Source organism: Cytobacillus dafuensis (assembly GCF_007995155.1).
Lineage (GTDB): Bacteria > Bacillota > Bacilli > Bacillales > Cytobacillaceae > Cytobacillus > Cytobacillus dafuensis.
Genome location: NZ_CP042593.1, coordinates 144,226 through 170,445, shown reverse-complemented (window position 1 = coordinate 170,445; position 26,220 = coordinate 144,226). Strand labels below are relative to the sequence as shown.

The following is a 26,220-nucleotide window of genomic DNA, read 5'->3' as shown; positions in this document are numbered from 1 at the left end:
TCAAAACCTTTTACCCTTTTTGTTCATTACATTGACTATTACGCATGTACTTAAGACAGTCATTCGGCGAAGCTACTCTTTTAAACAAAGAAAATAATATTTTATATCTCTCTTCCATTGCTCTTTTAACAATATGATCAATTCGTTCATCCTTTAAATCAAAAAGAATTTCATCCATTTCTCTTTTTATTAAGTATTGCATTTCTTTTTGTTCCATATCATTAATTAATATTCCAATCATAAATGCACCTCTTTATATTCCAATATGGTTTTTGTAGTATTTTCCAAATTATTTTTTTTATGAATTTGATTTTGTATTCATTTATAAAAAAAACTTTGCATAGGATTGAGACAAGGAGTGTATTGGACGAGGTGAAGAGAAAAATGAATTACTTTTTTGTACTAAACGGGAAATCAATGAAAAAAACCGCTTTAATAATTATTGCATCATTTTTTACTGCATGGTTTTTATATATCGGGAATATTGTGCATTTGCCGGTATTTTCAACAAAGGATGGGCCTAAAGCGATATATAAAGGAGAAAAAGATCTTGCCCTTACCTTCAATATTGGTTGGGGGGATGAAAAAGCAGAGCCTATCCTGGATGTTTTGAAAAAAGAGAATGTAAAATCCGCTACTTTTTTTCTCTCTGGTTCATGGGCGGAGCGTCATCCAGATTTAGTAGCGCGAATAGTCAAAGAAGGATATGAAATAGGAATCCTTGGTTATAATTACGAGGACTATACTGAGCTTGAGGAAGCGAAAATTAGACAAGATATAGCGAAAGCTCAAGTTGCATTTAAGAAATTAAATGTAAAAGACATCAAGCTAGTTCGAGCTCCGACAGGTCATTTTGACCAAAAAACTCTAAAAATTGCTGAAAGGCTCGGTTACACAGTTATACATTGGAGCATAGATTCAAAGGATTGGACAAATCCAGGGACAGAACAAATTATCAATAATGTGTCTAGAGCTAAAAAAGGCGATATTGTATTGCTTCATGCTTCAGATTCCGCAAAACAAACAGAAAAAGCACTGCCACATATCTTAAAACAATTAAATAAAAAAGGAATTGAACTAGTTACCGTATCAGAAATGATCGCAAATGCAAAAACAAAAACAAGTGAAATTAAATAAGAGGGTGACCACACAGGAGCGATAGTGACGAGGAGGCTTCCGGACCGTCCGCGATCGCTAAGTGCCTGCAGCGGAAATCAACAAGGAAGTTTAAAATAACCTAACTAAAAAAGCCTTCCATTATTTGGTCGGCTTTTTTGATTTCTGTTGTTTTTGTAGTTGAGATTTTTCGTTAAGCTTATGTAGAATAAGTAGCTGGTAAGTGTTGCATACTAATAAAGGAACGATCATCAGATAAACCCAGCTTTGTTCGTTGACCCTTAATACAGGAACCCACTCAATCGTCGTTACAACAACCATAAAGAAAACAGCTGGTATAAATGCTTCCTTATTCGTTAACTTCGCCTTAACCGCTGCAACAACAAGCGCTACCACTAATACAAATGCAGCAAGTGCGATGTACAGCAGTATGCTTTCTCCTTCCTTCGCAAAAGCATTATAACGAAGGTACACTAGATCGAATAATACAAACACAATAAGAAGGACTTGTACAGCATTCCATAAGGAGCGGGATTTAAATATTCCTAAACCAAAACGGTGGACAGTTAAATAAGCAAAAAACCCCATTTGGCTAAGAATACTAAAAATGAAGCCAACACCTATTAACCAAAATAACACAGATAATATTTCAAGAAAATCAAACGGAACAAATAACGGTTTAAATTCATTCCATCGGACGATAAATCCAACAACCCCAGTAGTTAATCCCCCTACCAAAAGCGTGGATAAAAATAGCTTTACCCAATTTCGGCTCGTCAATTTATTTTTCCTCCATAATATAAATTATTCACCTTATGATTGTACCAACCAAGCTTTGAAAAATCTAGGGATTGTATTTTCTCGCGAATAATAATTGCTCTTTTTCTTCATCATAAAAATAAGGATACCTTCTCTGAAAGGAGCTTCAAGTATGTTAAATAAATTCCGTTTGCTCCTGACACTACTGCCGATCATATTCATAACGGGCTGTGCTCAAAATGAAGCTGGCGGCAATCAATTGGATTATGAGCAAACAAAAAAGATGGTTGTCGATATACTTAAAACCGACGATGGAAAAAAGGCTATCCAAGAACTTATGTCTGAAGATAAAATGAAGCAACAGATTGTTATGGATCAAAAGATTGTGTCAGATACAATAGAAAAGACATTAACTTCCGAAAAGGGAGCAGAATTTTGGAAAAAGCAATTTGAGGATCCTAAATTCGCCGAAAGCATGGCAAAAAGCATGAAGACCGAAAATGAGAAGCTTCTAAAGGATTTAATGAAAGATCCTGAATACCGTGGCATGATGATTGAAGTCTTACAGGATCCTGAATTAGAAAAAGAGGTCATAAAAGTTTTAAAAAGCAAAGAATATCGAGAGTATTTACAAACAGTCGTAAAGGAAACCTTTGAGAGTCCCCTGTTCAAAGCAAAAATACAAACCCTCCTTTTAAAAGCGGCAGATGAGGTTAAGAGCGGTGAAAAGGGTGGAGAAAAAGGCGACGGCGGTGAAGGGCAAGGACAACAAAGTGAAGGTGGAGGCGGCGGAGGCCAGTAAGAGTGAATAAAAAACCTCTTCTTTTTCGAGAAGAGGTTTTTCCACTTTACTTACCTTCCAGTGTATTAACAACCTTTTGGGCAATATCTCCATAAATCTTACCAAGCTTATGGTCTGCATCATACACAGATGGCGCGAAATCATCTTCATTCCAATCAGGCTGCGCGAGTGGCAATTGGCCTAAAACGGTTGTTCTAAGCTCATCAGCCAACTTCTCTCCTCCACCTTGTCCGAATACATATTCCTTCTCACCTGTAAGCTGACTTTCAAAGTATGCCATATTTTCAATAACACCTAATATTTCATGCTCTGTTCTTATAGCCATCGCACCAGCACGAGCTGCTACAAATGCTGCAGTTGGATGAGGGGTAGTCACAACGATTTCTTTACAAGCAGGAAGCATTGTATGAACATCTAATGCAACATCTCCCGTTCCTGGGGGCAAGTCTAACAGTAAATAATCAATTTCTCCCCACTCTACCTCATTAAAAAAACTATTGAGCATTTTCCCTAGCATTGGCCCTCTCCAAATAATCGGAGAGTTATCTTCAACAAAGAAGCCCATTGAAATCACTTTTACACCAAATCGATCGACTGGAATAATTTTTTCTCCTCTTACGACAGGTCTTGTTGTTATTCCCATCATATCTGGGACACTGAATCCATAAATATCGGCATCAATTAATCCGACCTTCTTGCCTAACCTCGCCAAAGAGACAGCAAGGTTCACGGATACAGTTGACTTTCCTACTCCACCTTTTCCACTCGCAATCGCAATAAATGTTGTTTTACTCTCTGGTGAAAGCAATCCTTTGTCATCTTCTTGTACTGCTTGGCGGTATTGTGACAGAACAGATTCTGGCAGCTCACTAAAACGAATTCCAACCGTATCCGCTCCTGCTTCTTTTAGACGGCTAACGATGAGAGTTTGAAGCTGAAGCTGCTCAGCTGTACCTGTTTTCGCAATAAGGATTTTTACACTTACATGATTTTTTTCTTCTTTGATCTTAATTTCCTCAATTGCTCCCAGCTCACCTAATGATTTATGTAAAAATGGCTCCTGTAATCCACTTAAAACTTCTCTTATATTTTGTTCAGATAACATATTAGCACCTGCCTTTTATATTCGTTTCCATTTAAGTATAACATATAGATTTATGAATAATGTTAATTGTATCACACCTTATTTACTCTAATTGGAAAAGGAAAACGATCATTGAAAAAAGATGCTATCATAGCACCTTTTATTCCTCTTCTATTAACTCGTTCTCATCAGAGTAATAGCGCAATATTCCATTATAAATCGAAGCCGCTACTTTATCTTGGTATTTTTCTTTCTTTAAATTAGCCTTTTCAGCTGCATTGGATAAAAATCCTATTTCAACTAATGATCCAGGAATTTTTGCGTTTTTAAGGATATATACATCAAGCACTTTTGCTTTTCGAGTGGTGTTTTCCAAATTACGCCGCAGTTCATCCTGAATAAATTTTGCTGAACGTGCATTTTCCTCTCTTTTCGATGCATAAAAGGTTTGTGCTCCGCTCCACCTTGGGGATGGAATCGAATTTAAATGGATGCTCACAAAATACTCTGCACCTGATGTATTAATCATTTCCAGCCTCTTCTTTAAATCCTCTACCTTTCGGCGGCTGTAACCCCTTGTCCCTTCAGGAGCCAGATCCCGGTCATCCTCCCTCGTCATCAAGACAAGAGCTCCCTGCTGCTGCAAGAGATCACGGACTTTCAATGAAACATCAAGCGCAATATCCTTTTCAAGTGCATCCAAATCCCCTGCCCCACCGTCAGGGCCTCCATGACCTGGATCAAGTAAAATGATTTTACCTGTTAAAGGCAAATTCCACGACTCCCACGAATCATTCTCTGCAAAATCATATTGTAAAATAAAAAACAGAATGATCAGCCCAATGGCGAAAGCCCATGTTTTTAGTCTTTTGTTCATCAATCTGTCCATCCTCCCGCTCGTCCTCACTTCAATATATGGGACGAGTTGGAGTTCTAGAACGAAGAAATACGATAAGCGGTTGTAGAACTATCGATAATAAAAGGGAGGTTTTCTAGTGCAATCTTAAGCGATGTCTTCTTTCTCCTTTATGAAAACCCTCCATCCACCAGTAAGAAACATATTCCTCGCATAAATAATATAAGGACTCATTCATAACTCCCTCCTCACCGCTTCCCCAGTACAGGAAGAAATGGTATAGGGTATCAATTAAATGCCGCTCTTCATTCCGGCATCGATATTTTACAGCCTCGATCGTTTCACCATAAAAACCAAAACGGCTAAAATGTGCACCCAATAAATAAGCCTCGATCGCCACATCATAGCAAGCTTCTTCTATTCCATTATTCATCAACAAGCCAGCAACAAAGCGAGATGACCCGAAAAGCTGCTGTACTTTTTCTTTTAATGTCTTTATTGAAATTTCCCGCAAAACGGATCTTTCATATTTAATTTGCTTCTCTCTTTTCTTTTCATTAAAGGTTGTAATCACATTCATTGTATTTCACCTCTTGAGGATAGTCTTTATCCCTTAAGGACGAGAAATACAAAAAGCACATAGCTTTTGACTGCCAATTTTTTATCTATGCTATAAACTTCCTTGTTGATTTCCGCTGCAGGCACTCGCTTTCCGCTCCAATCAACAACAAAATAGCATTTTCAAAACTTAACTTTAACACAACCTTTATTTCAGTTAATACAACCAGCAAGAACGAACGATTCGCTTTTTTTATCATTATTTTAGGAATTATTTGATAAAATGGTATATAGAGATTTTACCAAAGGAGGTATTTAATTGAATATTGATGTAACCAAAATATTTATTAGTTCTTCCTCTCAGCAAACCCTTCAGCCATTAAGAGAACGAATAAAAGCAGCTTTAGAGAATGCTGGTCACGAAACGGTTATGTATGAGTATGGAGATATGGGATTATATACAGATAACCCTAATCAAGATTGCTTAATTAAGGTAAAGGATAGTGATGTCCTTGTTTTATTTATATCCAATAAAGCGGGAAGCCTAAGCCGTAATAATCCCAATATTACCATTACATATGCAGAATTTATGACCGCTCTCAAAAACGATAAAATTGTCATACCGATCGTGGAAACGCAAATACTTAACTTCTATAAAGAGCATGTGAAAGATGAATTAGACAGAGCGATTTACAAGTATGAAATGAAGTACGACCATGAGCCTCGATTCACCTTTCCAATCGTAAAAGCCCTTTTGGAAGAACATAAAATAAATGATACGGTCTTACATAAAAAAATTTTAGAGATTGCCGTGGATGATTTTATTTGGGCCTTTGTCCATGATTGTTTTAATATGACAAGATGGACGTATGATTACAGCATCGCTGATACACCTGAACTTTGTAGCTTCCTTTTGAAGGTTTTAAGTCAAGTATTAAGAAAAAGCACGAAATTTTATCTTCATGAAAAAGAAATAACTCAAAACCTTTTGCTGTACGATGAGCTTTCTGTTTATCAAGACGCTGTAAATAATTTTATGAAGTGCATTGTGAACGCCAAGCTAAATCTCCCATTATTCTTTAAAACTTTATCCGAGTATTTGCCAGGTCAATCCATTTATGATCCTTACAGTGATTTTGCGGAACACCCTGTACCTATTTTGAATATATCTGAATGTAAAGCCATTACATTGTACAAACGAAGTGAAGACCTATTCTCTTTAGTTGATTCGTATGGAAGCAAAACCCCAGCACAAAACTTTAAAATTGAGGATGAAGATTCATTTGTTGCTCAAACTTATCATAAAGATATGGAGCATCGAGAACATGTTTTTTACTCAGAAGAGAAACAGATGATTTACATGACAAAGAAGGTTGGAGAATTAGTCTTATCATGCCACTTTCAATTATCTCAGCTTTGGTCAAGTCGTCGTGTGAACAGCTATGAAAGCGATATTGTAAGTGCTATAATGGAAAAAAGGCAACCATTTGATTTTGCAATTGACCTTTTAGGAGGGATGTTAAATGAGTAAGGATAGTGTAGTCTATATCGGTTCCACTCCTAAGCATCTGACTCGTATTGCAAAAGAAATCGATATGAGGAAAAAATCAGAAAACAATAGACGTCTACTAGAATCTTTAGGATATAATAAATCTCACACATGTGGGAAATCACCATTTACTGGAATTATCAAAAAAGCGTAGAAAAATTCTACGCTTTTTTATTTTCATATATGAAGACCCTCAAACCAACATCCATGGTAACTAGCAGATCTTCATTAGGAATTGATTTTTGAATCCGTAACTCTTCCTTTTCGAAAATTGGAATGTTTTCATCAATAACTTGTTCCAATAAACCTCCAAAGTCTACTACTAAAAGTTAATTTGACATCTGGGCTTGTCAGCCTAGTGTATTCAAACAGTTCATTGATAGTGTTTTTAGCTTTAGAGATTTGGAATAGATCGTCTCCACAGATAATCAAGGAGAACGCATTCTCCTTTTTGTTGATAAAGACCGTAAAGAACAATATAAAACTATTTATGTCAAAAAAAACAAATCGCCTTAAAATTATTGAACTAAATGGAAAAGGACAAATCTTTAATGGGATTTTGTAATTATAACAAAATGCCCCTCACCCAAACTTTCCCGGGAAGGGGCTTTCTAAAAAAATTAAGCACTGGTGCCACCCTGTTTTCCTTTTGCCAATTGACCGCCGTTTTTCAGATAATGTTCAATACCTTCAGCTGCACGGTAACCCAATGCGCCAATTGTTGCAGTTGGATGATGACCCGCAAATTGTGGGAAAGCTGATCCACCAACTACGAAGAGGTTGTCAACATCCCACATTTGTAAGTAGTTGTTTACTGCAGACGTTGCTGGGTCCGCCCCCATAATGACTCCGCCCGCATAATGACCGCCACTATAAACATGATCAAATTCTTGTGGCACTTCATCCTCATCAATAATATCTGCGCCCATTGCTTTCATAATTTCCCGTGACTTCTCTATCCCAAACTTAGCAATATTCCGATCCTGATCTGTATATCGATTGGTTATACGCAAAAGTGGATCATTATAGATATCCTTATAGGTTGGATCTAAATCCGTAAAATTATGCCACCAGGACATGGTTGCCGATGTATACCATACAACAAGGGAGCGGTTCGCATAAAAAATTGAATTCTTTTTAAACTCTGGCCCCCATTTTGGGGTGCCCTTTGGGACATGGTTCGTCGCGATAGCTCCATCACCATATTGTCGAAGTTCGATTCCCCCGCCATTAATGAAATCCAATTTTGAATGATCGAAATTATCCCCTGCAAAATCACTTAAGGTGCCACCTAATGCGCCAGCTCCCATGTAATAATTGAATTTCTTGTTTTTGAAATACCCTCTCGCCCCAAGAAAGGTAATACCGAACTGGCCGTTAAAATTTCTTCCAATAACGCCTTTTCTTGTATTAGGATTATAAGGTTGTCCTATATTAGATAACATTAATAAACGATTGTTTGTAAATGTGAATGCGGCTAGCACCACTACATCCGCGGGTTGTTCGAATTCTTCTCCAGTCATGGTATCGACATATAGAACACCCGTCGCTTTGCCACCAGAGTATAACACACGCCGTACATAGGCCCCTGTTCTCACCTCAAAGTTTCCCGTTTTCATGGCCGTTGGAATGACCGTTACAAGTGGATCAGATTTCGCTCCAAAATCACATCCGTATTGCGTGCAAAATGAACAAAACATACATTGGCCCATCTTTTCCCCGTCAGGATTCGTATAGGCCTTTGATAAATTACCTGAAGCAACTTGATAGGGATGGTAGCCCATTTTCTTAGTGGTGTCTTTAAATAAGCGAACCGCTGGCGACTCCTTCATCGGCGGGTTTGGATAGTCACTTGATCGCTTGTCTCCAATCGGATCTGGTTCTCCAGAGGTACCTGCTGTTTTTTCCCACCGATCATAGTATTTTTCCATCTCATCGTATGTAATGCCCCAATCCTGTATAGCCATACCTTCTGGGATTTTATCTTTTCCGTATCGCTCGATCGTCTTACTTCTAATTTCAAAGTCGTATGGCTTCCAACGGTAAGTGGCTCCAGCCCAATGAACACTGCCCCCACCCAAATCCGTGCCAACCATCATTTCTTGACGAGTTCTTACCGGCAGAGCAATTTCATCTAAATAATTTCGGGAAGTAATGGTTTCTGGGGCTAAATTCTGCATCATCTCATAGCGATTTGTATAACGCAGTTCATCCTTCACTCCTATATAATCTGCCCGAATGACATTTTTCCCCCGTTCCAAAGCAATCACTTTATAGCCTGCTTTCGAAAGTTCCGCTGAAACAACACCGCCTGCCCAGCCCGTACCTACAACTACTACATCTACTTTATCTAATTTAACAGCCATCGTATTTGCCTCCCATTAATGACCTTGATAATTACGTAAGTTTGTCGGTTCCATTTTAATAAATTTTTCCTCCCCAATTTTATCCAAGTAGCCCATTTGTGGACCCGGATACTCTTTCATCTTCCATCCCATCATATCTTTATTTCCGCCATACACGGGATCTGCATAAGCACCTTCAATCGTAGTCTGCAGAAGTAAGTGGAAAAAGTTTGAGGATCCTACCCCTTTCATCTCGACTTTATCCTCTTCAAACATATGTAGCACCTCATCTTGCTTGTCTGGGTCCAACTCAACAAACCCTTTACCGAATTCCTTTTGAGCCACTTCATCCATTTTCCTTAGACCCAAAGTGAACATTTCACCCCTATTTAATATGGTATGGTAGCGCGGTGACGGAGTAGGTATTTGCGTGCCTGAATTCGGCCCTTGGCTATCTTGACGCCGTTGTACATTATGATTGCCAGCTTCCTTTATGTCGGAAATAAAAGGACCCTTCATATATTCCTTCGCATTCGTCCCCCATTCACTAGCTAATTGTTTGTCAATAAAGTAGGGAACGCTTAATTCAATGGCGCCAGGACCCAAATCATCTTTTGGAAAAATACGTTCTGTTGCTGCCGATAGAATATCAAAGTCTCTTGCTCGATTGATGAAGACACGTGCTTCTTGCAGGCCACCACTGATATTTTTCACATCTTGGATTTCTGGTTTTTTTTGAAACTGGTTTGTCAACAAGCCGCCAAATAAGGTTCCACCAACTAATCCACCCGCAACTAGCCCTGTATTCTTAATAAACTGGCGGCGGCTCTCGTTAGTTTCCTTCGGTTTATCTGTCACTTCATACTCCTCCTTACACCTCTATTAATTCATCAATTATGTTTAATATTTCCAGCATAATCCTTACATATTCATTTCTAATTAGAATTAAGTTTTTATGTGGGGTGTGAGTTATACAATTTGTTAAAGGAGGCCAAAGGTCAAAGACCATTTTTATACAAAAAAAGACCCCCAACCAAATTGGTTGAGAGCCTTTGATAAGCAATAATTAACGTTTTGAGAACTGAGGTGCACGACGAGCGCCTTTAAGACCGTATTTTTTACGTCCTTTGTTTTATATATTAAATATGAAGAATCTAGGAATAAAATAACTTACTGTAAGCCTGATTTATCGGGCTTCTTTCTGTTCAATAAAAATTTGATAATATATCCTTATATATATTTGGTGGTCAGAATGTGGTCAAAAATAACTCATACTTATTCCACTTAAGCGCCCGTTGGTGGAAGATCAACAATATTATTAAAGGCTTTATAGCCTGTTTACGTATCTGGTAAAAAAACTGTTCGGGTTTTGTTGCTTTGAAATAAAGTTTGATAAAAACACCTTACAAGCCCATATTTTATGGTAAATAAGAAGAATCCATTTCAAAAAAGATTGATCAAAATGGATTCTTCTTCAGATTGGGAGCCTTAGTTGAACGGGGGTGCTACGGCAGCCCTTTTTCTTATTCCACTATTTTTGAGTGGTGAGAAGAGTTGTATCTGTGCTAGCTGCTAAGACGCCTAAATAATACCTATATGAACTCCATGCTAGTGTAAACGAGACCCAAAATAATACAAGGGCAAGAACTGGGTGAAGCGCCCCAGCAATACCATGGGCTGTGTAGTATTGGATATTACAAAGGGCAAACATGCCAAAGCTTCCCCAGATCATTTTCCAAGGTAAACGACCGATAAATCCAAGGAAAAACATGAGTATCGAAATATATTCAAACATATGCACAAAGATCCTATGTCTTCCCCAATTGACTGGATCTTCGAATATTGCCATTCCTGCTAAATAAACCTGTGCGACGATACAAATGAGTAAAATCAACGCTAATAAGAAAAATCCTATCTGAGAGTACTTCACTCGGACAGAAAGCTTTTCTTTTGCCTTTTCCGTATTCGCATCTTCAATCATCATGATTTAATCTCCTTTCTAAACAAATAATCATTTTCTTTCCGTTATTTATGATACTTCAGTACTCTTAAGCACTTTTCGTAATGTTTCTGCCCACTCGTGAGGTAAATCGAAATAGGAAATATGATGTCCCGGAAAGGTAACCATTTTACAACCGAGCATTTCCGCCAAGATAGGTGCTGTCCTGGCGTAATAAGCACCCTTAGCCAAACTCCTACTGCCCGCTGCCATAATAACCTTAACGCCATTTTGCTTAATATTCTTGATATCAGGCATATAGTTCACACTTGAAAGCATTTCATGATTTATGAGGTAGTGATTATTATTCGCCTTCGTCACACGATCTTGAAAATCCTTTGGGACGCTTTTGAAAGCACTGAATGGGATAGAAAGCGCCATATTAAACCTAAAAAGAGCAATTTGGTAGTTAAATCTGAAAGATGTCCTAAAAACCTTTGCGAAAAATCCCAACCATTTTTTTCTATCGGGAAGAACCCGCAAAACAGGAGGCTCATGAACGACCATCGCTTTAACAGCCTGAGGGTGGCTCCTTGCCATTTCGAGTGCAAAGATTGCACCGCCACTGTTTCCAAACACATAAGCTGTTTCATGACCTGCCGCACGGAGAACGGCAACGGCATCGCGTGCTTCCCGGCTAACTTCAAAATTTACCGGCTCATTTCTGGTACTGCGGGAATTACCCCGACGATCATAAGTAATCACTTGGTATTCATCAGCGAGAATATCTGCAACATACGAGTAAAATCCTGCATCACCTCCACCTCCTGAAATCATCAAGAGTGGTACACCTTGACCGCGGACTTCAAAATATAGTTCATCACCCTCCGACGTAACACGTCCTGTTTTTACCACAGAATCACCGCCCTCCTATTATATATAATTATCCATACCCAACTTTTTAAGTTCGGTGGCTATCTGCCCGTAAATTTTATTTAATATTTTGATAAGCTGATTTTTTTCCTCTTCACTTAATTGACTGAAAAATCCACGATCTTTTTCAATCCGGGAACTATGCATTTTTTCATGCTCTATATAAATATCTCTTCCAACATCGGTGAGTTTGTAATATATTTCTTTTTTATTCTCTTGCTTTTGATATTTTTCTACTGCGCCATCCTCAATTAATTTTTTCATTGTTTTACTGATTGCTCCTCTTGTCACACGCAGCGACTTTGAAAGCTTTGTAACATTTGGGTCTTCAATTTTTTCGATTAAATCAATACTGTGAACTTCTAAAAATGTGTTTTCTTTCATGAACTTGTATTTTTGTTCATCGATATTTTTAATAATTCTATGCCTTTCAGCCACTCGATTAAAAATAGCACTTAGTTCTTCTTCTTTTGTCATAAAAACCCTCCATTTATTGTTTCTAGGGAAACAATAATATTGTAGCGCTTTTTTGTTTCCGAAGTCAACAAAAAATATTAACTGGATTTTTGGAGTTTAAAAAACTTTATTAAGGGGTATCGTCAGGAACCCCGCAGTTACAGCGTTGAGGAAATCTAAATGTAAAGAAGCCTAATTTCTCGCTTACCCAATACAGAGAAATTAGGCTTTAGTTACTTCTGAATAGCGCCCGATTGTGGAATAGCTTTTTCCTAAATGATATAAAATTCATCTAAAGGCTCAGAAAAGGAGTTACTAAATGAGGAAAATGAATTTGAGGACCGTGATTACTGGACAAAGGACGAGGTAAAAAGATTCCTTTCCATTACTAAAAAGGATACATCACTTCGGGAACATGTACTCTTTCACCTCTTAATTTACACCGGGGCTCGTAAAGGGGAATTATTAGCGTTAACATGGGATGATATCGATTTTGAGGCCGGGTTTATCCGTTTATGGAGAACCCTGTTCCAGACCGATGGAAAACATCTTTTTCAAATGCCAAAAACAAGGGATTCTAAGCGTTTAATTAGTTTGGATAATAAAACCCTATCTTTGCTTAAAAAGTGGCGCATAAGCCAAAAGGAAGAGGAATTTGCCAACAGAATAATAAGTAGTGCCAATAATCTTGTTTTTAAAATAGAGGATGGGACACCATTACGCTTAGCTTATCTTAATGAAAAGCTAAATATTTTAATTAAAAAACATAATCTTCATCCCATAACAATTCACGGTATAAGGCACACTCACGCATCTTTATTATTTGAAGCTGGTGCTAATATTAAAGAAGTACAAGAACGGTTAGGACACGCCGATATTCAAATGACAATGAATATCTACACCCACGTAACTAATACCCTTAAAGAGCAAACCGCTTCAAAATTTCAAAAGTATATCGAGCTATAATTAGTCGTCTAATGTGGTCAAAAAAATATTGGTGGTCAAAATGTGGTCAAAAGTAGTCTTTAGGCATAAAAAAGACCCTTTCCACAGAAGTGAAAAGAGCCTTCGAAACATTGATAATTAACGTTTTGAGAACTGAGGTGCACGACGAGCGCCTTTAAGACCGTATTTTTTACGTTCTTTCATACGAGCATCACGAGTTAATAGACCTGCAGCTTTTAATGTTGGACGGAATTCTGGATCAGCTTGAAGTAACGCACGAGCGATACCGTGGCGAATTGCGCCAGCTTGACCAGTGTATCCACCACCATTTACGTTTACATGAACATCATAGCTACCTTGTGTTTCAGTAGCTACAAGTGGTTGGTTTACAACCGCACGTAAAGCAGCAAATGGGATATACTCTTCGATTTCACGACCATTGATAATAATTTTACCATCGCCTGGTACTAAACGAACTCGTGCAACGGAGCTCTTACGACGACCAGTGCCAATATATTGAACCTGTGCCAAGTTAATAACCTCCCCTAAAAATTATCCACGAAGTTCGTAAACTTCAGGTTGTTGAGCTTGGTGCTTATGTTCAGCGCCAGCATATACGTGTAATTTCTTGAACATTTGACGACCTAGAGTGTTCTTTGGAAGCATGCCTTTAATAGCAAGCTCTAACATTCTCTCAGGATAGTTCGTACGCATTTCGTTAGCAGTTCTTGTTTTTAATCCGCCTGGGTGATTTGTGTGACGGTAGTAGATTTTATCAGTAAGTTTCTTACCTGTTAATTCAATCTTAGCAGCATTAAGAATAATTACATGATCACCAGTATCAACATGTGGTGTATAAGTTGGTTTATGTTTACCACGTAGGATTGATGCAACTTCACTAGCAAGACGACCTAGAGTTTTGCCTTCTGCATCAACCACGTACCATTTACGCTCGATATTGTTTGAATTCGCCATAAACGTTGTACGCATCATTTTCCCTCCTAAAAATTCCATTTTCATAATTTCATTGGTTTCATTTATCTTAGACACAATAAGTTCCGGGGCTTATCGTGGTTTTAATAACAATACCTTTGCTATGATACACTTTTATACAGCTATTGTCAATAAAATGTTACACCAGGTTTAGTTGTTTTGGAACATTTTTTTTAATAAAAAACATTCCATAAATAAAGCCCATGTCCAGGAGCCGTTTTTCCCGCATAAGATCGGTCTTTCTTATCCAAAATGTCCAATATGGATTCCGGGTCTCTATCTCCAACTCCGACCTCTAAAAGAGTTCCGACTAAGATTCTCACCATATTATACAAAAAGCCATTACCAACAAAGCGGAACACAAGCTCCCCATTATCCTCAATCAGCTCAATCTCTTTTATTTCTCTTACCTTATCCTCTACTTCCGTCTTTGCAGAGCAGAAGCTTGTAAAGTCATGGGTGCCAAGCAGATGAACAATGGCCTCTTTCATAGCAGAGATATTTAAAGAATAGGGATACTGAAATGCATAATGTCGGCTGAATGGATCTCTCTTAGGGGATCGATGCAGAAAATAGCGGTATTCCTTCCCTTTTGCATCAAAACGGGCATGAAAATCCTGTTCTGCTTCCTCTGTTTTGACAATCACGATATCATCAGGCAAAAGCGAATTAAGGGCGATATCCCACTTTGACAGTGGAATTTGCAACTCCGAATCGAAATGAATAACCTGCCCTTTTGCATGTACACCTGCATCCGTTCTACCTGAGGCAATGATCTTTACATCTGCCCCCTTGTGCAGCTTCTTCAAGGCAGTCTCGATTTCCCCCTGCACTGTCCGCTTTTTCGGCTGAACCTGATAGCCAGCAAAAAGTGTTCCGTCATAGGCTACAACACACTTTAGTCTTTTCATCATCTTGCCCCATTACGTTCTTAGTAAAAATAATAAAAGCGTCAATAAAACAAGCAGCAAGAGCATAATAGTATCATTGAATCTCCAGCTAAGCTGCCGATATTTCGTTCGTCCTTCCCCGCCGCGGTATCCCCTTGCTTCCATCGCTGTAGCAAGCTCTTCAGCCCTTTTAAAGGAACTGACAAAAAGAGGGATTAAAAGTGGAATGATTGCCTTAACCCTTTCTTTAATGGGTCCGCTTGTAAAATCAACGCCTCTTGCTGTTTGAGCCTTCATAATCTTATCTGTCTCTTGCATCAGTGTTGGAATAAACCTAAGTGAAATTGACATCATAAGAGCCAGCTCATGCACAGGAAACTTCACTTTATTTAACGGATGCAGCAAGCTCTCCAAACCATCCGTTATTTCAATCGGTGTCGTCGTTAACGTAAGAATGGAAGTCATTAATATCAGTAAGAAGAAGCGCATAGAAATGAATATCCCTTGCCTTAATCCTTCTTCATAGATCTTGAACCAGCCTGCCTGAAATATGATTTCCCCTTCTTTTGTTAAAAACAAATGCAATAGCATTGTGAAAAGGACGAGCCAAAGAACAGGCTTTAGCCCTGCAATAATAAAGCGAAAAGGAACTTTGGACAAAGAAACCATAAAAAAGGTATAAACAACTAATAGAGCGTATGTCACGGTGTTGTTCGCGATAAAAACAATGCAAACAAATAAAAAAATCAAAAGCAGCTTTGATCGTGGATCCATCTTATGGATGAAAGATTGAGCAGGAACATAGCGGCCAAAAATCATTTTCTCCATCATCTCTGCTCACCCCTCTTCAATAATGCAGCAATTTCCTCCGTAAGCTGCTCGACAGATAAGCACGTTTTAGGAAAATTCATTTGAAAAGCCTTTTCAATTTTTTGCTGAAAACGGACAACCTCTGGAACATCTAGCCCAAGCTCCAATAAGCCTTCAGGTGAAGAAAAAATTTCCTCAGGTGTTCCTTTTTTGTACACTTCCCCTTGATGCATAATCACAATTTGATCAGCATACCTTGAGGCATCCTCCATACTATGAGTAACAAGTACAGTAGAAAGCTTTCTTTCCTGATGGAGAGCATAGAACATCTCCATTATTTCTTTTCGTCCTCTAGGGTCAAGACCTGCTGTCGGCTCGTCCAGAACAATGACATCCGGTTCCATTGCCAGTACACCAGCAATAGCAACTCTTCTCATTTGACCACCAGATAAATCAAAAGGTGATTTATCCAAAATGTCTTCAGAGAGACCAACTTGACGAATCGCGATTCTTGCCCGTTTTTTTGCTTCATCCTCTGAAACACCAAAATTCATCGGTCCGAAGCAAATATCCTTCTCAACCGTTTCCTCAAATAATTGATGCTCTGGAAATTGAAACACAATCCCTACTTTTTGCCTTACTTCTTTAAGGTTTTTCTGCTTCTTCTCTGAAGTGATTTCTTTATCCCCTATGATGACTTTACCGGCCGTTGGCTTCAACAATGCATTTAGATGCTGTAGAATGGTTGATTTACCTGAACCTGTATGTCCGATAATAGCAAGAAATGTCCCCGATGGAATATCGATAGAAACATCCTTTATAGCTAACCGTTCAAAAGGGGTATTCGCCTGATATCGATATTCTACTTGTTGTAGTAAGATGTCCATAACTCTGCCACCAACTCTTCTTCCGATAAAAAATGTCTCGATAGGGAAATGCCTTGCTCTTTTAAAAATTTGCTCATTTTCACAGGAAATGGGATATCTAGACCAAGCTTAACAAGCTCTTCGTCCATTTGAAATATTTCCTCTGGCGTACCTTCTCTATAAAGCTTGCCTTTATTCATGACAATGATTCGATCAGCTTTTGCTGCTTCCTCTAAATCATGAGTAATGGAAATAACGGTCATATTATGAGTTTCTTTCAATTCTCTAACCGTTTCTAGAACCTCTTCTCTTCCTCTCGGATCAAGCATAGAGGTTGCTTCATCTAAAATAATGACAGATGGTCTAAGGGCAATTACACCGGCGATTGCCACCCTTTGCTTTTGGCCTCCAGACAGATGGTGCGGCTCTTGATCAAGAAATTGCGCCATTTTCACCTTATTCAGGGAACTATTGACTCTTTCAATCATATCATCTCTAGCAATCCCGTTATTTTCTAAACCAAAAGCCACATCATCCTGGACAGTCGTTCCAACAAATTGATTGTCCGGATTTTGAAACACCATTCCAATCTTTCTTCTCGTTTCCCACACCGTTTCTTCCGTTAAAAGCATGCCATCTACAGTAATAGTCCCTTCCTGCGGATATTGCAGCCCATTTAATAGCTTCGCCAGGGTGGATTTCCCTGAGCCGTTATGACCAACAATCGCGAGCCACTCACCTTCATAGACCTCAAAGGATACATCCTGAAGGGCATAATTCGCCTGAATATCATATTGAAATGAGACATTATTTAGCTGAACTAGGGGCTTCTTGCTCATTGTTGTTCCTCCTCTCATCTCTCTCTTCTCTCTATTCTATACTGATCTCTCAGACAATCAACAACAAAATAGCATGATCAACACTGAGCTTTAATACAGCCATATTAAAAAACCCGCCACAATTGGCGAGCATAAATAGTATGACAGCGGATATTTATTCCTATAACAAATAGAATAAGATTACACAGCTTGTAATCTTGAAAGTAAACTTACTAGATAATCTGCTATCCGAGCTTTATTAAAGCCAAGACTGCCTCTCTATTCAAGCTCAAAATCATAGATTTATCCCTAAAAAAAAGCCTGCACCTCCCCGTTAAAACAGGGCCCCCCTGTTGTGCGTAAACTTTGAAACTAATTCGGAAAGGTGCAAGAGCTAGACGAGTCATATATAAAATCATGCTCATCGTAACGCTCACTTTTTTTGCTAAAATTCGTTTAGCTACTAAAATTTAGCAGCTAAACATCTTATAGAAAAAGGGCAAAGAACTACTGTCCTGCCCTATGCAAAGGTTTTTCTATAAGTTAGGCGTGAGGATTGACTAGAGGAAATCGGTGCAAGCACCGGCCTCTTCATCAAAACCTCATTCCTTAACTAGATGAAATTATACTAATTCAATGATAACCATTGGCGCACCGTCTCCACGACGTGGTCCAAGTTTCATGATACGAGTATATCCACCTTGGCGTTCTTCATAGCGAGATGCGATATCGCTGAATAGCTTTTGAACAGCATCTTGGTTTGTTTCAGCGTTTGCTACCTCATTGCGTACGAATGCAGCTGCTTGACGACGAGCATGAAGATCGCCACGCTTTCCAAGAGTGATCATTTTCTCAACAACTGAACGAAGCTCTTTCGCACGAGCTTCAGTTGTTTCAATGCGCTCGTTGATGATTAAATCTGTTGCTAAGTCACGTAGCATAGCTTTACGTTGAGAGCTAGTACGTCCTAACTTTCTGTATCCCATGAAAGTTTCCCTCCTTTGTTGAAGTCATTCATAAAAGCTTTAGGTAGCCTCGTCAAAATGCCTCATGAAGCAATTACTTATCAGTCATCTTTACGTAAGCCTAATCCAAGCTCTTCTAGTTTGTGTTTAACTTCCTCAAGAGACTTTCTGCCTAAGTTACGAACCTTCATCATATCTTCTTCCGTCTTATTAGCTAATTCTTGAACGGTATTGATTCCGGCACGCTTTAAACAGTTGTATGAACGAACTGATAAATCAAGCTCTTCAATTGTCATCTCAAGTACTTTTTCTTTTTGATCTTCTTCTTTTTCAACCATAATTTCAGCATTTTGAGCTTCATCCGTTAATCCAACGAAGATATTCAAATGCTCAGTTAAAACCTTCGCACCAAGTGCAACTGCATCTTGAGGACCTGTACTTCCATCAGTCCAAACGTCAAATGTTAACTTATCATAGTTAGTCATTTGGCCTACGCGTGTATTTTCTACTTGGAAAGAAACACGTGAAACAGGTGTATAGATAGAATCGATTGGAATCACACCAATCGGCTGATCTTCTCTTTTATTTTGGACGGCAGGTGTATATCCACGACCGCGTCTAGCTGTTAAACGCATGCGTAAATGACCGTTCGTTCCTAAAGTAGCAATGTGAAGATCTGGATTTAGAATTTCAACATCGCTGTCATGAGTAATATCAGCGGCTTTAACTGCGCCTTCACCCTGTACATCGATTTCAAGAGTCTTCTCTTCATCAGAGTAGATTTTCAGTGCAAGCTTTTTGATGTTTAAAATGATAGATGTCACATCTTCTACGACGCCTTCAATTGTTGAGAACTCATGAAGTACCCCATCAATCTGAATTGATGTAACTGCGGCACCAGGGAGTGAGGATAAAAGGATACGACGTAAGGAGTTACCCAAAGTTGTACCATATCCACGCTCAAGTGGCTCTACAACGAACTTCCCGTACTTGGCATCATCGCTGATCTCAACCGTTTCGATTTTTGGTTTTTCTATTTCGATCATGAAAATATACCCTCCTTCAAAACGTCGAAACCCCGGTTAGCAAAATTAACCGAAATTCCCCATGTATACGTTCCCGTTTTGCGCACAACAACTTGAATCATATTCTGTACAAAAAGTAGAAACTTTTTTCCATCATATCCCATTATAGACAAGGATACGAAATTTATACAGAAAAATTACACACGGCGACGTTTTGGTGGACGACATCCATTATGTGGAACTGGAGTTACGTCTCTAATTGCAGTAACTTCTAGACCAGCAGCTTGAAGTGCACGGATTGCAGCTTCACGTCCAGCACCAGGTCCTTTAACAGTTACTTCAAGAGTTTTCATGCCATGCTCCATAGAAGCCTTTGCTGCAGTTTCTGCTGCCATTTGAGCTGCGAAAGGAGTAGATTTACGAGAACCTTTGAACCCTAACGCACCAGCGCTTGACCATGAAAGTGCATTCCCATGAGCATCAGTGATAGTTACAATTGTATTATTGAAAGTAGAACGAATATGTGCAACACCTTGTTCAATATTCTTTTTCACACGGCGTTTACGTGTATTAGTTTTACGAGCCATTTAAAGTACCTCCTTTACTGATTATTTCTTCTTGTTCGCTACAGTCTTACGAGGACCTTTGCGTGTACGAGCATTGTTCTTAGTATTTTGTCCACGAACAGGTAGACCACGGCGATGACGAAGACCGCGATAGCAACCGATTTCCATTAAACGCTTAATGTTAAGTGAAACCTCACGGCGAAGGTCACCTTCAACTTTTAATTTGTCGATTACTTCACGAATTTTATTTAATTCGTCTTCAGTTAAATCACGAACACGAGTGTCTTCAGAAACACCAGCTTCTGCTAAAACTTTTTGTGCAGTTACTTTACCAATTCCATAGATGTAAGTTAAGGATATTACTACACGTTTTTCACGTGGAATATCTACACCAGCAATACGTGCCATTCGTTAGCGCACCTCCTTGTATTTAACCTTGTTTTTGTTTATGTTTAGGGTTTTCACAGATAACCATAACTTTACCACGTCTGCGGATAACTTTACACTTTTCGCAGATTGGTTTAACAGATGGTCTTACTTTCATTATCCTAACCTCCTTAATAGTACGGAGTGCAGTGGTTTATTTAAAACGATAAGTGATTCTTCCGCGAGTTAAGTCATATGGAGAAAGCTCTACAGTTACTTTATCCCCAGGTAATATACGGATAAAGTGCATGCGGATTTTCCCAGAAACGTGTGCTAACACTGTATGACCATTCTCTAACTCTACTTTAAACATGGCATTTGGCAAAGTGTCAACAACAGTACCTTCGATCTCAATTACATCGTCTTTCGCCATCGAACGTGTCCCCCTTTTCATTTCAAATACGAAATCATTTTTTATACTTTGCTAGATGCAAAGTGCATTTTCCATTAGTTGCACAACCGGTTTCTTGTAATCTTTCTGAACTTCTTAAGATGCCAACAACCTTATTATTATAACACAATGTTTAGCATGAAGTCCTAAAAGAACCAATACAAGTTTGACCTAAAAATAGAACAGAATGGAAGGAACAGAGAAAATCACCTACAAATTAGGCTTTTGTAAGGATCTCATAACCTGTTTCTGTGATGGCAATTGTATGTTCAAAATGAGCACACATTTTTCCGTCAACCGTTACAACTGTCCAGTTATCTGTTAACGTTTTTACATATCGGCTTCCTGCATTCACCATAGGTTCAACAGCAAGTACCATCCCCGGTTTTAAGCGTGGGCCCTTGTTCGGGGGACCGTAATGAGGAATTTGCGGATCCTCATGTAAGTCTTGCCCTATTCCATGACCTACATACTCGCGTACAATGGAAAAACCATATGATTCCGCATAAGTTTGAATCGCATGTGAGATGTTCGACAGACGCTCTCCTGGTTTTGCTTCTGTAAGACCTTTATATAAAGATTCCTCAGTTACATCCAGAAGTGTTTGAGTTTCCTTATCAATCGTACCTACAGGATACGTCCAAGCAGAATCACCATGATAACCGTTAAATTTAGCACCGATATCAACGCTTATAATGTCGCCATTCTTTAATACCCGATTACTAGGAATCCCATGAACAAGCTCATTATTAACTGAAGCACAGATGCTTCCGCGAAAGCCATTATAACCTTTAAAAGATGGAATTGCATCATGTTTTTTTATAAACTTTTCAGCAATGTCATCCAATTCTAAGGTTGTAATGCCTGAAGCAATATGTTTTTTCAGTTCTTGATGAGTCAGCGCTACAATTTTTCCAGCTTCACGCATGATTTCAATTTCACGCGGTGTTTTGCAAATGATCATTATTGCAATCCCTCGAGTAATTGATCCACATCAGCAAATACTTTATCTATTTCCTGCTGGCCATCAATATTGCGCAAATAGCCTTTAGTTTCATAGAAATCAAGTAATGGTTTCGTTTGTTTAATATTAACGTCCAAACGATTCTTAACAGTTGCCTCATTATCATCAGCACGCTGATACAGCTCTCCGCTGCAACGATCGCAAACACCATCTTTTGCAGGAGGATTGAATACAAGATGATAAGTGGCACCGCAATCTTTACAAATGCGACGGCCAGTAAGGCGTTCCATTAGAATTCCATTGTCTACGTCAATGTTAATGACGTAGTTAATTTTTTTATCCAAATGAGTGAGGATGTCTTCCAATGCTTCTGCTTGAGCAACAGTTCGAGGAAAGCCGTCCAGCAGGAAGCCTTTCTTACAATCACCCTTAGATAATCTTTCACGGACAATACCAATTGTTACCTCATCAGGAACAAGTTCGCCTTTATCCATAAATGATTTTGCCTGAAGGCCGAGTTCCGTTTCATCTTTTATTGCTGCACGGAACATATCTCCTGTTGAGATATGAGGGATGCCGTATTTTTGGACAATCTTTTCCGCTTGTGTACCTTTACCGGCACCAGGGAGCCCCATTAATACTAAGTTCATGTGAAATCCCCCTAAATCTAATTGGTTTTTAGGGACCGTCAATGGGTACCCTAAAAAACCAAATTATTTAATAAACCCTTTATAATGACGTTTCACAAGTTGAGCCTCAAGCTGCTTCATTGTTTCTAGTGCAACACCAATAACAATTAATAAGCTTGTTCCCCCAATTTGAGCAGATTGCGGCAAACCAGAAAGATTAATAAAGAGAATCGGCAAGATCGCAATAGCTGTCAGGAATAAGGCTCCCACAAATGTTAAACGATATAGAACACGAGTTAAATACTCTTGAGTACTTTTTCCTGGACGTATACCAGGAATATAACCGCCTTGCTTTTTCAAGTTATCCGAAACTTGTTCAGGATTTACTTGAATGAAAGCGTAGAAATAAGTAAAGGCAATAATCAGTGCACTATACACGACCATTCCTATTGGATTTGAGTAATTAAATACTCTTTCAATCCAGAGTGTTACCTCATTTTGCTCAAAGAATGAAGCAATCGTTCTTGGTGTAACGATAAAAGAAACTGCAAAGATAACCGGAATTACACCTGCAGCATTTACTTTTAAAGGTAAGTGAGAGGATTGACCACCAACTGGACCTTTTCCTGCTACCATTCTTTTTGCGTATTGAATAGGAATTTTTCTTAATGCTTGCTGAATAAAGATAGTACCGACAACAATTGCAATAACTGCAATAGCAAGTAGTACAAATTTTACAATGTTAAGGAACAGCTGCTCTCCAGCATTTTCAAATGACTGAGCATAAATTTGATTAAATGTAGATGGAATACCAGCTACGATCCCAGCAAAAATGATGACAGAGATTCCGTTTCCAACACCTTTTGAAGTGATTTGTTCACCTAGCCACATTAAGAATGAAGTTCCTGCTGTTAAGACTACTGCAATTAATAGATAGTTTCCGATACTTGGATTTTCAATTAACTGCCCGCCAGCTAGGTTGTTGAACCCGTATGACATACCTAAAGCTTGGATAAAACCAAGCACAATAGTGAAATAGCGGGTAAACTGAGCTAACTTACGGCGTCCAACTTCTCCTTGCTTTGACCATTCAGTAAACTTCGGAACAACGTCCATTTGAAGCAACTGAATAATAATGGATGCGGTAATGTACGGCATAATCCCCATTGCAAGAATTGAGAAGTTTCGTAACGCCCCACCGCCGAATGTATCCAGAAGACCGAATACATTAAGTTCATCCTGGGCCTTTAAAAGATCTGCATTCACTCCTGGTACAGGAATAAATGTACCAATACGGAATACAACCAACATTAAAAGGGTGAATAGGATCTTTCTTCTTATATCACCCACGCGCATAAAATTGGAGATTGTCTGAAACATTAAATCACCTCAGTTTGACCGCCGGCAGCTTCAATAGCTTCCTTCGCAGCAGAGGAGAATTTATGAGCTTTAACAGTAAGCTTTTTCTCAACTTTGCCTTTAGCAAGAATTTTGATTCCTGCTTTCTCGTTGCTAACTACACCTGTTTCAATAAGAAGTACTGGAGTTACTTCAGTACCATCTTCAAAACGATTTAGAGCATCAAGGTTCACAACCGCATATTCTTTACGGTTAATGTTTGTAAAACCACGTTTTGGTAAACGTCTGAATAAAGGTGTTTGACCACCCTCGAATCCAGGGCGAACACCGCCGCCAGAACGAGCATTTTGACCTTTATGACCTTTACCAGCAGTTTTACCATTACCGGAACCAATTCCACGACCTTTACGTTTGCGTTCTTGACGTGAACCTTCTGCAGGCTTTAATTCATGAAGTTTCATGTTGGCACCTCCTTATTTGTTAGAAGAGTAAAAAATTATATTTCTTTTACCGTAACAAGGTGAGCAACTTTATTGATCATTCCGCGAATAGCTGGATTGTCTTGATGCTCAACTGTTTGGTGCAATTTGCGTAAGCCAAGAGCTTTAACTGTTTCGCGTTGGTCACCTGGGCGGCCAATCACGCTGCGAGTGAGGGTAATTTCTAGTTTATTCGCCATTTGATTTCCCTCCTTATCCTAACAGTTCTTCTACTGATTTACCACGTAATTTCGCTACGTCCTCAGCACGTTTTAATTGTGTTAAACCGTTCAAAGTAGCACGAACCATGTTGATTGGTGTGTTTGTACCTAAAGATTTAGATAAGATATCACCAACACCAGCTAATTCAAGTACCGCACGAACAGGTCCACCAGCGATAACACCAGTACCTTCATATGCAGGCTTTAAAAGTACTTCTCCAGCACCAAAGTTTCCAATAACTTGGTGAGGAATCGTTGTTCCAACCATTGGTACTTCGATTAAGTTTTTCTTTGCATCTTCAATCGCTTTACGGATTGCTTCTGGTACTTCTTGTGCTTTACCAGTACCAAAGCCGACATGACCGTTTTTGTCACCTACTACTACAAGAGCAGAGAAACGAAAACGACGTCCACCTTTAACAACCTTCGCTACACGATTAACCGTAACTACGCGTTCTTCAAGTTCAAGTTTGTTTGGATCAATACGACGCATCTTTTTGTGTCCCTCCTTTGTCTATTAAAATTCTAAACCGTTCTCGCGAGCTGCATCTGCTAATGCTCGAATGCGGCCATGATAGAGGTATCCCCCACGGTCAAATACGACAGCTTTAATTCCTTTTTCTACTGCACGCTTCGCAACTAATTCTCCGACCTTTGTAGCTGCGTCAACATTACCTGTAGATTCAAGGTTAATTTCTTTATCTAAAGTAGAAGCACTTGCTAAAGTAACTCCCTTAACATCGTCAACTAATTGAGCATAAATATGCTTATTAGAGCGGAACACATTTAAACGAGGACGAGTTTCAGTTCCAGAAAGCTTAGCACGTACACGGCCATGTCTTTTCTTACGAACTGCATTTTTATCAGCCTTCGTAATCATTAAAGTCACTCCTTTCGTTTACCTATGCGGCATTACTTACCAGTTTTACCTTCTTTACGACGCACATATTCGCCTTCATAACGGATACCTTTTCCTTTGTAAGGCTCTGGAGGACGAACATCACGAATGTTAGCTGCTAATGCACCAACACGTTCTTTACTGATACCTTTAACAATAACCTTTGTATTAGATGGAACTTCAACTTCAATACCATCTTCAGGTTCGATTTCAACAGGGTGAGAGTATCCTACGTTTAATACAAGTTTTTTACCTTGTTTTTGAGCACGGTAACCGACCCCGATTAGCTCTAGACCTTTTTCAAAGCCTTTAGATACACCTTCAACCATGTTTGATATTAATGCACGAGTAGTACCGTGAATTGTACGGTGCTCTTTTGATTCAGATGGACGAGAAACTGTTAATACATTTTCTTCTACTTGAATCGTTAAATCTGGGTTGAATGAACGTGTAAGTTCACCTTTAGGACCCTTTACTGTAACAGTGTTTTTGCTATCGATATTAACCGTAACACCAGTTGGAATTTCAATTGGTTTTTTACCTATACGAGACATTTATTGCACCTCCATTCATTAAGA

35 protein-coding genes and 2 pseudogenes are annotated in these 26,220 nt (G+C 38.9%); 5 read left to right on the top strand and 32 right to left on the bottom strand.

The features are described 5' to 3' along the window. Positions 1–10: 10 nt before the first annotated feature. Positions 11–241, bottom strand: a complete 231-nt coding sequence (locus tag FSZ17_RS00940; protein WP_057776581.1) for a hypothetical protein — start codon at positions 239–241, stop codon at positions 11–13. Positions 242–384: 143 nt separating this feature from the next. Between FSZ17_RS00940 and pdaB the strand changes: the two genes are divergently transcribed. Beyond that, positions 385–1,137 (top strand): polysaccharide deacetylase family sporulation protein PdaB, encoded by a 753-nt coding sequence (gene pdaB, locus FSZ17_RS00935; protein WP_057776580.1) that lies wholly within the window; start codon positions 385–387, stop codon positions 1,135–1,137. Between the two features lie 120 nt (positions 1,138–1,257). Here the strand turns inward: pdaB and FSZ17_RS00930 are convergent, their stop codons facing one another. Beyond that, a complete protein-coding gene (locus tag FSZ17_RS00930) occupies positions 1,258–1,896 on the bottom strand; it encodes a KinB-signaling pathway activation protein (RefSeq protein WP_057776579.1) in 639 nt (212 codons plus the stop codon). A gap of 151 nt (positions 1,897–2,047) precedes the next feature. Here FSZ17_RS00930 and gerD point away from each other — a divergent pair, with 151 nt between their 5' ends. After that, entirely contained in the window at positions 2,048–2,677 is a 630-nt protein-coding gene (gerD, locus tag FSZ17_RS00925; protein WP_057776578.1) for a spore germination lipoprotein GerD, read from the top strand. A gap of 46 nt (positions 2,678–2,723) precedes the next feature. Here gerD and FSZ17_RS00920 read toward each other — a convergent pair whose 3' ends face one another. The 3 genes from FSZ17_RS00920 to FSZ17_RS00910 form a co-directional block, all read right to left on the bottom strand. Further along, a complete protein-coding gene (locus tag FSZ17_RS00920; protein WP_057776577.1) occupies positions 2,724–3,782 on the bottom strand; it encodes an Mrp/NBP35 family ATP-binding protein in 1,059 nt (352 codons plus the stop codon). Positions 3,783–3,921: 139 nt separating this feature from the next. Then, a complete protein-coding gene (gene cwlD / locus FSZ17_RS00915; RefSeq protein WP_057776582.1) occupies positions 3,922–4,638 on the bottom strand; it encodes an N-acetylmuramoyl-L-alanine amidase CwlD in 717 nt (238 codons plus the stop codon). A 115-nt stretch (positions 4,639–4,753) separates the two neighbouring features. Beyond that, positions 4,754–5,197, bottom strand: coding sequence for a YbaK family protein (locus FSZ17_RS00910; protein ID WP_057776576.1), 444 nt, complete (start codon positions 5,195–5,197; stop codon positions 4,754–4,756). Between the two features lie 297 nt (positions 5,198–5,494). Between FSZ17_RS00910 and FSZ17_RS00905 the strand changes: the two genes are divergently transcribed. Both FSZ17_RS00905 and FSZ17_RS00900 read left to right on the top strand, forming a co-directional pair. Continuing rightward, entirely contained in the window at positions 5,495–6,706 is a 1,212-nt protein-coding gene (locus tag FSZ17_RS00905) for a DUF4062 domain-containing protein (RefSeq protein WP_057776575.1), read from the top strand. Next, entirely contained in the window at positions 6,699–6,878 is a 180-nt protein-coding gene (locus tag FSZ17_RS00900) for a hypothetical protein (protein ID WP_057776574.1), read from the top strand. Before FSZ17_RS00905 ends, FSZ17_RS00900 begins: the two co-directional genes overlap by 8 nt. A 7-nt stretch (positions 6,879–6,885) precedes the next feature. Here FSZ17_RS00900 and FSZ17_RS23240 read toward each other — a convergent pair whose 3' ends face one another. From FSZ17_RS23240 to FSZ17_RS00875, 7 genes and pseudogenes are all read right to left on the bottom strand, one after another. Further along, the gene (locus FSZ17_RS23240; RefSeq protein ID WP_156416287.1) at positions 6,886–7,026 is read right to left on the bottom strand and encodes a hypothetical protein; all 141 of its coding nucleotides are present in this window, start codon (positions 7,024–7,026) and stop codon (positions 6,886–6,888) included. 318 nt (positions 7,027–7,344) lie between these two features. Further along, the gene (locus FSZ17_RS00895) at positions 7,345–9,090 is read right to left on the bottom strand and encodes a GMC family oxidoreductase (protein ID WP_057776573.1); all 1,746 of its coding nucleotides are present in this window, start codon (positions 9,088–9,090) and stop codon (positions 7,345–7,347) included. A gap of 15 nt (positions 9,091–9,105) precedes the next feature. After that, complete coding sequence (locus tag FSZ17_RS00890) at positions 9,106–9,927, bottom strand: gluconate 2-dehydrogenase subunit 3 family protein (protein WP_057776572.1); 822 nt, start codon at positions 9,925–9,927, stop codon at positions 9,106–9,108. A gap of 208 nt (positions 9,928–10,135) precedes the next feature. Further along, positions 10,136–10,195 (bottom strand): annotated as a pseudogene (gene rpsI, locus FSZ17_RS24050) (30S ribosomal protein S9); the annotation flags it as partial. 405 nt (positions 10,196–10,600) lie between these two features. Continuing rightward, positions 10,601–11,053: a DUF6220 domain-containing protein gene (locus tag FSZ17_RS00885; RefSeq protein ID WP_057776571.1), complete on the bottom strand. Its 453-nt coding sequence runs from the start codon at positions 11,051–11,053 to the stop codon at positions 10,601–10,603. Between the two features lie 45 nt (positions 11,054–11,098). After that, entirely contained in the window at positions 11,099–11,923 is an 825-nt protein-coding gene (locus FSZ17_RS00880) for an alpha/beta fold hydrolase (protein ID WP_057776570.1), read from the bottom strand. Positions 11,924–11,941: 18 nt separating this feature from the next. After that, a complete protein-coding gene (locus tag FSZ17_RS00875; protein WP_057776569.1) occupies positions 11,942–12,418 on the bottom strand; it encodes a MarR family transcriptional regulator in 477 nt (158 codons plus the stop codon). Between the two features lie 345 nt (positions 12,419–12,763). On the opposite strand from FSZ17_RS00875, the pseudogene FSZ17_RS00870 reads away from it, so the two are divergent. Then, positions 12,764–13,363, top strand: a pseudogene (locus FSZ17_RS00870) (site-specific integrase); the annotation flags it as partial. Between the two features lie 117 nt (positions 13,364–13,480). On the opposite strand, the gene rpsI (FSZ17_RS00865) reads toward FSZ17_RS00870, so the two are convergent. From rpsI (FSZ17_RS00865) to rplF, 20 genes are all read right to left on the bottom strand, one after another. Continuing rightward, complete coding sequence (gene rpsI, locus FSZ17_RS00865) at positions 13,481–13,873, bottom strand: 30S ribosomal protein S9 (RefSeq protein WP_057776567.1); 393 nt, start codon at positions 13,871–13,873, stop codon at positions 13,481–13,483. A 21-nt stretch (positions 13,874–13,894) separates the two neighbouring features. Beyond that, positions 13,895–14,332, bottom strand: coding sequence for a 50S ribosomal protein L13 (rplM, locus tag FSZ17_RS00860; protein WP_057776566.1), 438 nt, complete (start codon positions 14,330–14,332; stop codon positions 13,895–13,897). A gap of 176 nt (positions 14,333–14,508) precedes the next feature. Then, positions 14,509–15,246, bottom strand: coding sequence for a tRNA pseudouridine(38-40) synthase TruA (gene truA / locus FSZ17_RS00855; protein ID WP_057776565.1), 738 nt, complete (start codon positions 15,244–15,246; stop codon positions 14,509–14,511). A 12-nt stretch (positions 15,247–15,258) separates the two neighbouring features. Beyond that, complete coding sequence (locus FSZ17_RS00850; protein ID WP_057776564.1) at positions 15,259–16,056, bottom strand: energy-coupling factor transporter transmembrane component T family protein; 798 nt, start codon at positions 16,054–16,056, stop codon at positions 15,259–15,261. Then, positions 16,053–16,922, bottom strand: a complete 870-nt coding sequence (locus tag FSZ17_RS00845; protein ID WP_057776563.1) for an energy-coupling factor ABC transporter ATP-binding protein — start codon at positions 16,920–16,922, stop codon at positions 16,053–16,055. The genes FSZ17_RS00850 and FSZ17_RS00845 overlap by 4 nt, the downstream gene beginning before the upstream one ends. Further along, on the bottom strand, positions 16,898–17,740 hold the full coding sequence (locus FSZ17_RS00840) for an energy-coupling factor ABC transporter ATP-binding protein (RefSeq protein WP_057776562.1): 843 nt from the start codon (positions 17,738–17,740) through the stop codon (positions 16,898–16,900). Before FSZ17_RS00840 ends, FSZ17_RS00845 begins: the two co-directional genes overlap by 25 nt. Positions 17,741–18,342: 602 nt before the next feature. Continuing rightward, positions 18,343–18,705: a 50S ribosomal protein L17 gene (gene rplQ, locus FSZ17_RS00835; RefSeq protein ID WP_057776561.1), complete on the bottom strand. Its 363-nt coding sequence runs from the start codon at positions 18,703–18,705 to the stop codon at positions 18,343–18,345. An 80-nt stretch (positions 18,706–18,785) separates the two neighbouring features. After that, a complete protein-coding gene (locus tag FSZ17_RS00830) occupies positions 18,786–19,730 on the bottom strand; it encodes a DNA-directed RNA polymerase subunit alpha (RefSeq protein WP_057776560.1) in 945 nt (314 codons plus the stop codon). A 176-nt stretch (positions 19,731–19,906) separates the two neighbouring features. Continuing rightward, the gene (gene rpsK / locus FSZ17_RS00825) at positions 19,907–20,296 is read right to left on the bottom strand and encodes a 30S ribosomal protein S11 (RefSeq protein ID WP_057776559.1); all 390 of its coding nucleotides are present in this window, start codon (positions 20,294–20,296) and stop codon (positions 19,907–19,909) included. A 21-nt stretch (positions 20,297–20,317) separates the two neighbouring features. Then, entirely contained in the window at positions 20,318–20,683 is a 366-nt protein-coding gene (gene rpsM, locus FSZ17_RS00820; protein WP_057776558.1) for a 30S ribosomal protein S13, read from the bottom strand. A 22-nt stretch (positions 20,684–20,705) separates the two neighbouring features. Next, entirely contained in the window at positions 20,706–20,819 is a 114-nt protein-coding gene (gene rpmJ / locus FSZ17_RS00815; protein WP_000868344.1) for a 50S ribosomal protein L36, read from the bottom strand. Positions 20,820–20,855: 36 nt separating this feature from the next. After that, positions 20,856–21,074, bottom strand: coding sequence for a translation initiation factor IF-1 (gene infA / locus FSZ17_RS00810; RefSeq protein WP_009336604.1), 219 nt, complete (start codon positions 21,072–21,074; stop codon positions 20,856–20,858). A 235-nt stretch (positions 21,075–21,309) separates the two neighbouring features. Then, positions 21,310–22,056, bottom strand: coding sequence for a type I methionyl aminopeptidase (map, locus tag FSZ17_RS00805; protein WP_057776557.1), 747 nt, complete (start codon positions 22,054–22,056; stop codon positions 21,310–21,312). Next, positions 22,056–22,706 (bottom strand): adenylate kinase, encoded by a 651-nt coding sequence (locus FSZ17_RS00800; protein ID WP_057776556.1) that lies wholly within the window; start codon positions 22,704–22,706, stop codon positions 22,056–22,058. The genes map and FSZ17_RS00800 overlap by 1 nt, the downstream gene beginning before the upstream one ends. 63 nt (positions 22,707–22,769) lie before the next feature. Further along, on the bottom strand, positions 22,770–24,065 hold the full coding sequence (secY, locus tag FSZ17_RS00795) for a preprotein translocase subunit SecY (protein WP_057776555.1): 1,296 nt from the start codon (positions 24,063–24,065) through the stop codon (positions 22,770–22,772). Continuing rightward, positions 24,065–24,505, bottom strand: coding sequence for a 50S ribosomal protein L15 (gene rplO / locus FSZ17_RS00790; protein ID WP_057776554.1), 441 nt, complete (start codon positions 24,503–24,505; stop codon positions 24,065–24,067). The genes secY and rplO overlap by 1 nt, the downstream gene beginning before the upstream one ends. 35 nt (positions 24,506–24,540) lie before the next feature. Further along, entirely contained in the window at positions 24,541–24,723 is a 183-nt protein-coding gene (rpmD, locus tag FSZ17_RS00785; protein WP_057776553.1) for a 50S ribosomal protein L30, read from the bottom strand. 13 nt (positions 24,724–24,736) lie between these two features. Continuing rightward, the gene (rpsE, locus tag FSZ17_RS00780) at positions 24,737–25,237 is read right to left on the bottom strand and encodes a 30S ribosomal protein S5 (protein ID WP_057776552.1); all 501 of its coding nucleotides are present in this window, start codon (positions 25,235–25,237) and stop codon (positions 24,737–24,739) included. A 24-nt stretch (positions 25,238–25,261) separates the two neighbouring features. Then, positions 25,262–25,624 (bottom strand): 50S ribosomal protein L18, encoded by a 363-nt coding sequence (gene rplR / locus FSZ17_RS00775; protein WP_057776551.1) that lies wholly within the window; start codon positions 25,622–25,624, stop codon positions 25,262–25,264. A gap of 32 nt (positions 25,625–25,656) precedes the next feature. Further along, a complete protein-coding gene (gene rplF / locus FSZ17_RS00770) occupies positions 25,657–26,196 on the bottom strand; it encodes a 50S ribosomal protein L6 (RefSeq protein WP_057776550.1) in 540 nt (179 codons plus the stop codon). Positions 26,197–26,220 lie beyond the last annotated feature (24 nt).

Excerpts from the sequence above, each read along its gene's own strand:
- FSZ17_RS00940 (WP_057776581.1), bottom strand. The coding sequence starts at position 241 with ATGATTGGAATATTAATTAATGATATGGAACAAAAAGAAATGCAATAC.
- pdaB (WP_057776580.1), top strand. The coding sequence starts at position 385 with ATGAATTACTTTTTTGTACTAAACGGGAAATCAATGAAAAAAACCGCT.
- gerD (WP_057776578.1), top strand. The coding sequence starts at position 2,048 with ATGTTAAATAAATTCCGTTTGCTCCTGACACTACTGCCGATCATATTC.
- FSZ17_RS00920 (WP_057776577.1), bottom strand. The coding sequence starts at position 3,782 with ATGTTATCTGAACAAAATATAAGAGAAGTTTTAAGTGGATTACAGGAG.
- cwlD (WP_057776582.1), bottom strand. The coding sequence starts at position 4,638 with ATGAACAAAAGACTAAAAACATGGGCTTTCGCCATTGGGCTGATCATT.
- FSZ17_RS00910 (WP_057776576.1), bottom strand. The coding sequence starts at position 5,197 with ATGAATGTGATTACAACCTTTAATGAAAAGAAAAGAGAGAAGCAAATT.
- FSZ17_RS00900 (WP_057776574.1), top strand. The coding sequence starts at position 6,699 with ATGAGTAAGGATAGTGTAGTCTATATCGGTTCCACTCCTAAGCATCTG.
- FSZ17_RS00895 (WP_057776573.1), bottom strand. The coding sequence starts at position 9,090 with ATGGCTGTTAAATTAGATAAAGTAGATGTAGTAGTTGTAGGTACGGGC.
- FSZ17_RS00885 (WP_057776571.1), bottom strand. The coding sequence starts at position 11,053 with ATGATGATTGAAGATGCGAATACGGAAAAGGCAAAAGAAAAGCTTTCT.
- FSZ17_RS00875 (WP_057776569.1), bottom strand. The coding sequence starts at position 12,418 with ATGACAAAAGAAGAAGAACTAAGTGCTATTTTTAATCGAGTGGCTGAA.
- rplM (WP_057776566.1), bottom strand. The coding sequence starts at position 14,332 with ATGCGTACAACGTTTATGGCGAATTCAAACAATATCGAGCGTAAATGG.
- truA (WP_057776565.1), bottom strand. The coding sequence starts at position 15,246 with ATGAAAAGACTAAAGTGTGTTGTAGCCTATGACGGAACACTTTTTGCT.
- FSZ17_RS00850 (WP_057776564.1), bottom strand. The coding sequence starts at position 16,056 with ATGATGGAGAAAATGATTTTTGGCCGCTATGTTCCTGCTCAATCTTTC.
- FSZ17_RS00845 (WP_057776563.1), bottom strand. The coding sequence starts at position 16,922 with ATGGACATCTTACTACAACAAGTAGAATATCGATATCAGGCGAATACC.
- FSZ17_RS00840 (WP_057776562.1), bottom strand. The coding sequence starts at position 17,740 with ATGAGCAAGAAGCCCCTAGTTCAGCTAAATAATGTCTCATTTCAATAT.
- rplQ (WP_057776561.1), bottom strand. The coding sequence starts at position 18,705 with ATGGGATACAGAAAGTTAGGACGTACTAGCTCTCAACGTAAAGCTATG.
- FSZ17_RS00830 (WP_057776560.1), bottom strand. The coding sequence starts at position 19,730 with ATGATCGAAATAGAAAAACCAAAAATCGAAACGGTTGAGATCAGCGAT.
- rpsK (WP_057776559.1), bottom strand. The coding sequence starts at position 20,296 with ATGGCTCGTAAAACTAATACACGTAAACGCCGTGTGAAAAAGAATATT.
- rpsM (WP_057776558.1), bottom strand. The coding sequence starts at position 20,683 with ATGGCACGTATTGCTGGTGTAGATATTCCACGTGAAAAACGTGTAGTA.
- rpmJ (WP_000868344.1), bottom strand. The coding sequence starts at position 20,819 with ATGAAAGTAAGACCATCTGTTAAACCAATCTGCGAAAAGTGTAAAGTT.
- infA (WP_009336604.1), bottom strand. The coding sequence starts at position 21,074 with ATGGCGAAAGACGATGTAATTGAGATCGAAGGTACTGTTGTTGACACT.
- map (WP_057776557.1), bottom strand. The coding sequence starts at position 22,056 with ATGATCATTTGCAAAACACCGCGTGAAATTGAAATCATGCGTGAAGCT.
- FSZ17_RS00800 (WP_057776556.1), bottom strand. The coding sequence starts at position 22,706 with ATGAACTTAGTATTAATGGGGCTCCCTGGTGCCGGTAAAGGTACACAA.
- secY (WP_057776555.1), bottom strand. The coding sequence starts at position 24,065 with ATGTTTCAGACAATCTCCAATTTTATGCGCGTGGGTGATATAAGAAGA.
- rplO (WP_057776554.1), bottom strand. The coding sequence starts at position 24,505 with ATGAAACTTCATGAATTAAAGCCTGCAGAAGGTTCACGTCAAGAACGC.
- rpmD (WP_057776553.1), bottom strand. The coding sequence starts at position 24,723 with ATGGCGAATAAACTAGAAATTACCCTCACTCGCAGCGTGATTGGCCGC.
- rpsE (WP_057776552.1), bottom strand. The coding sequence starts at position 25,237 with ATGCGTCGTATTGATCCAAACAAACTTGAACTTGAAGAACGCGTAGTT.
- rplR (WP_057776551.1), bottom strand. The coding sequence starts at position 25,624 with ATGATTACGAAGGCTGATAAAAATGCAGTTCGTAAGAAAAGACATGGC.
- rplF (WP_057776550.1), bottom strand. The coding sequence starts at position 26,196 with ATGTCTCGTATAGGTAAAAAACCAATTGAAATTCCAACTGGTGTTACG.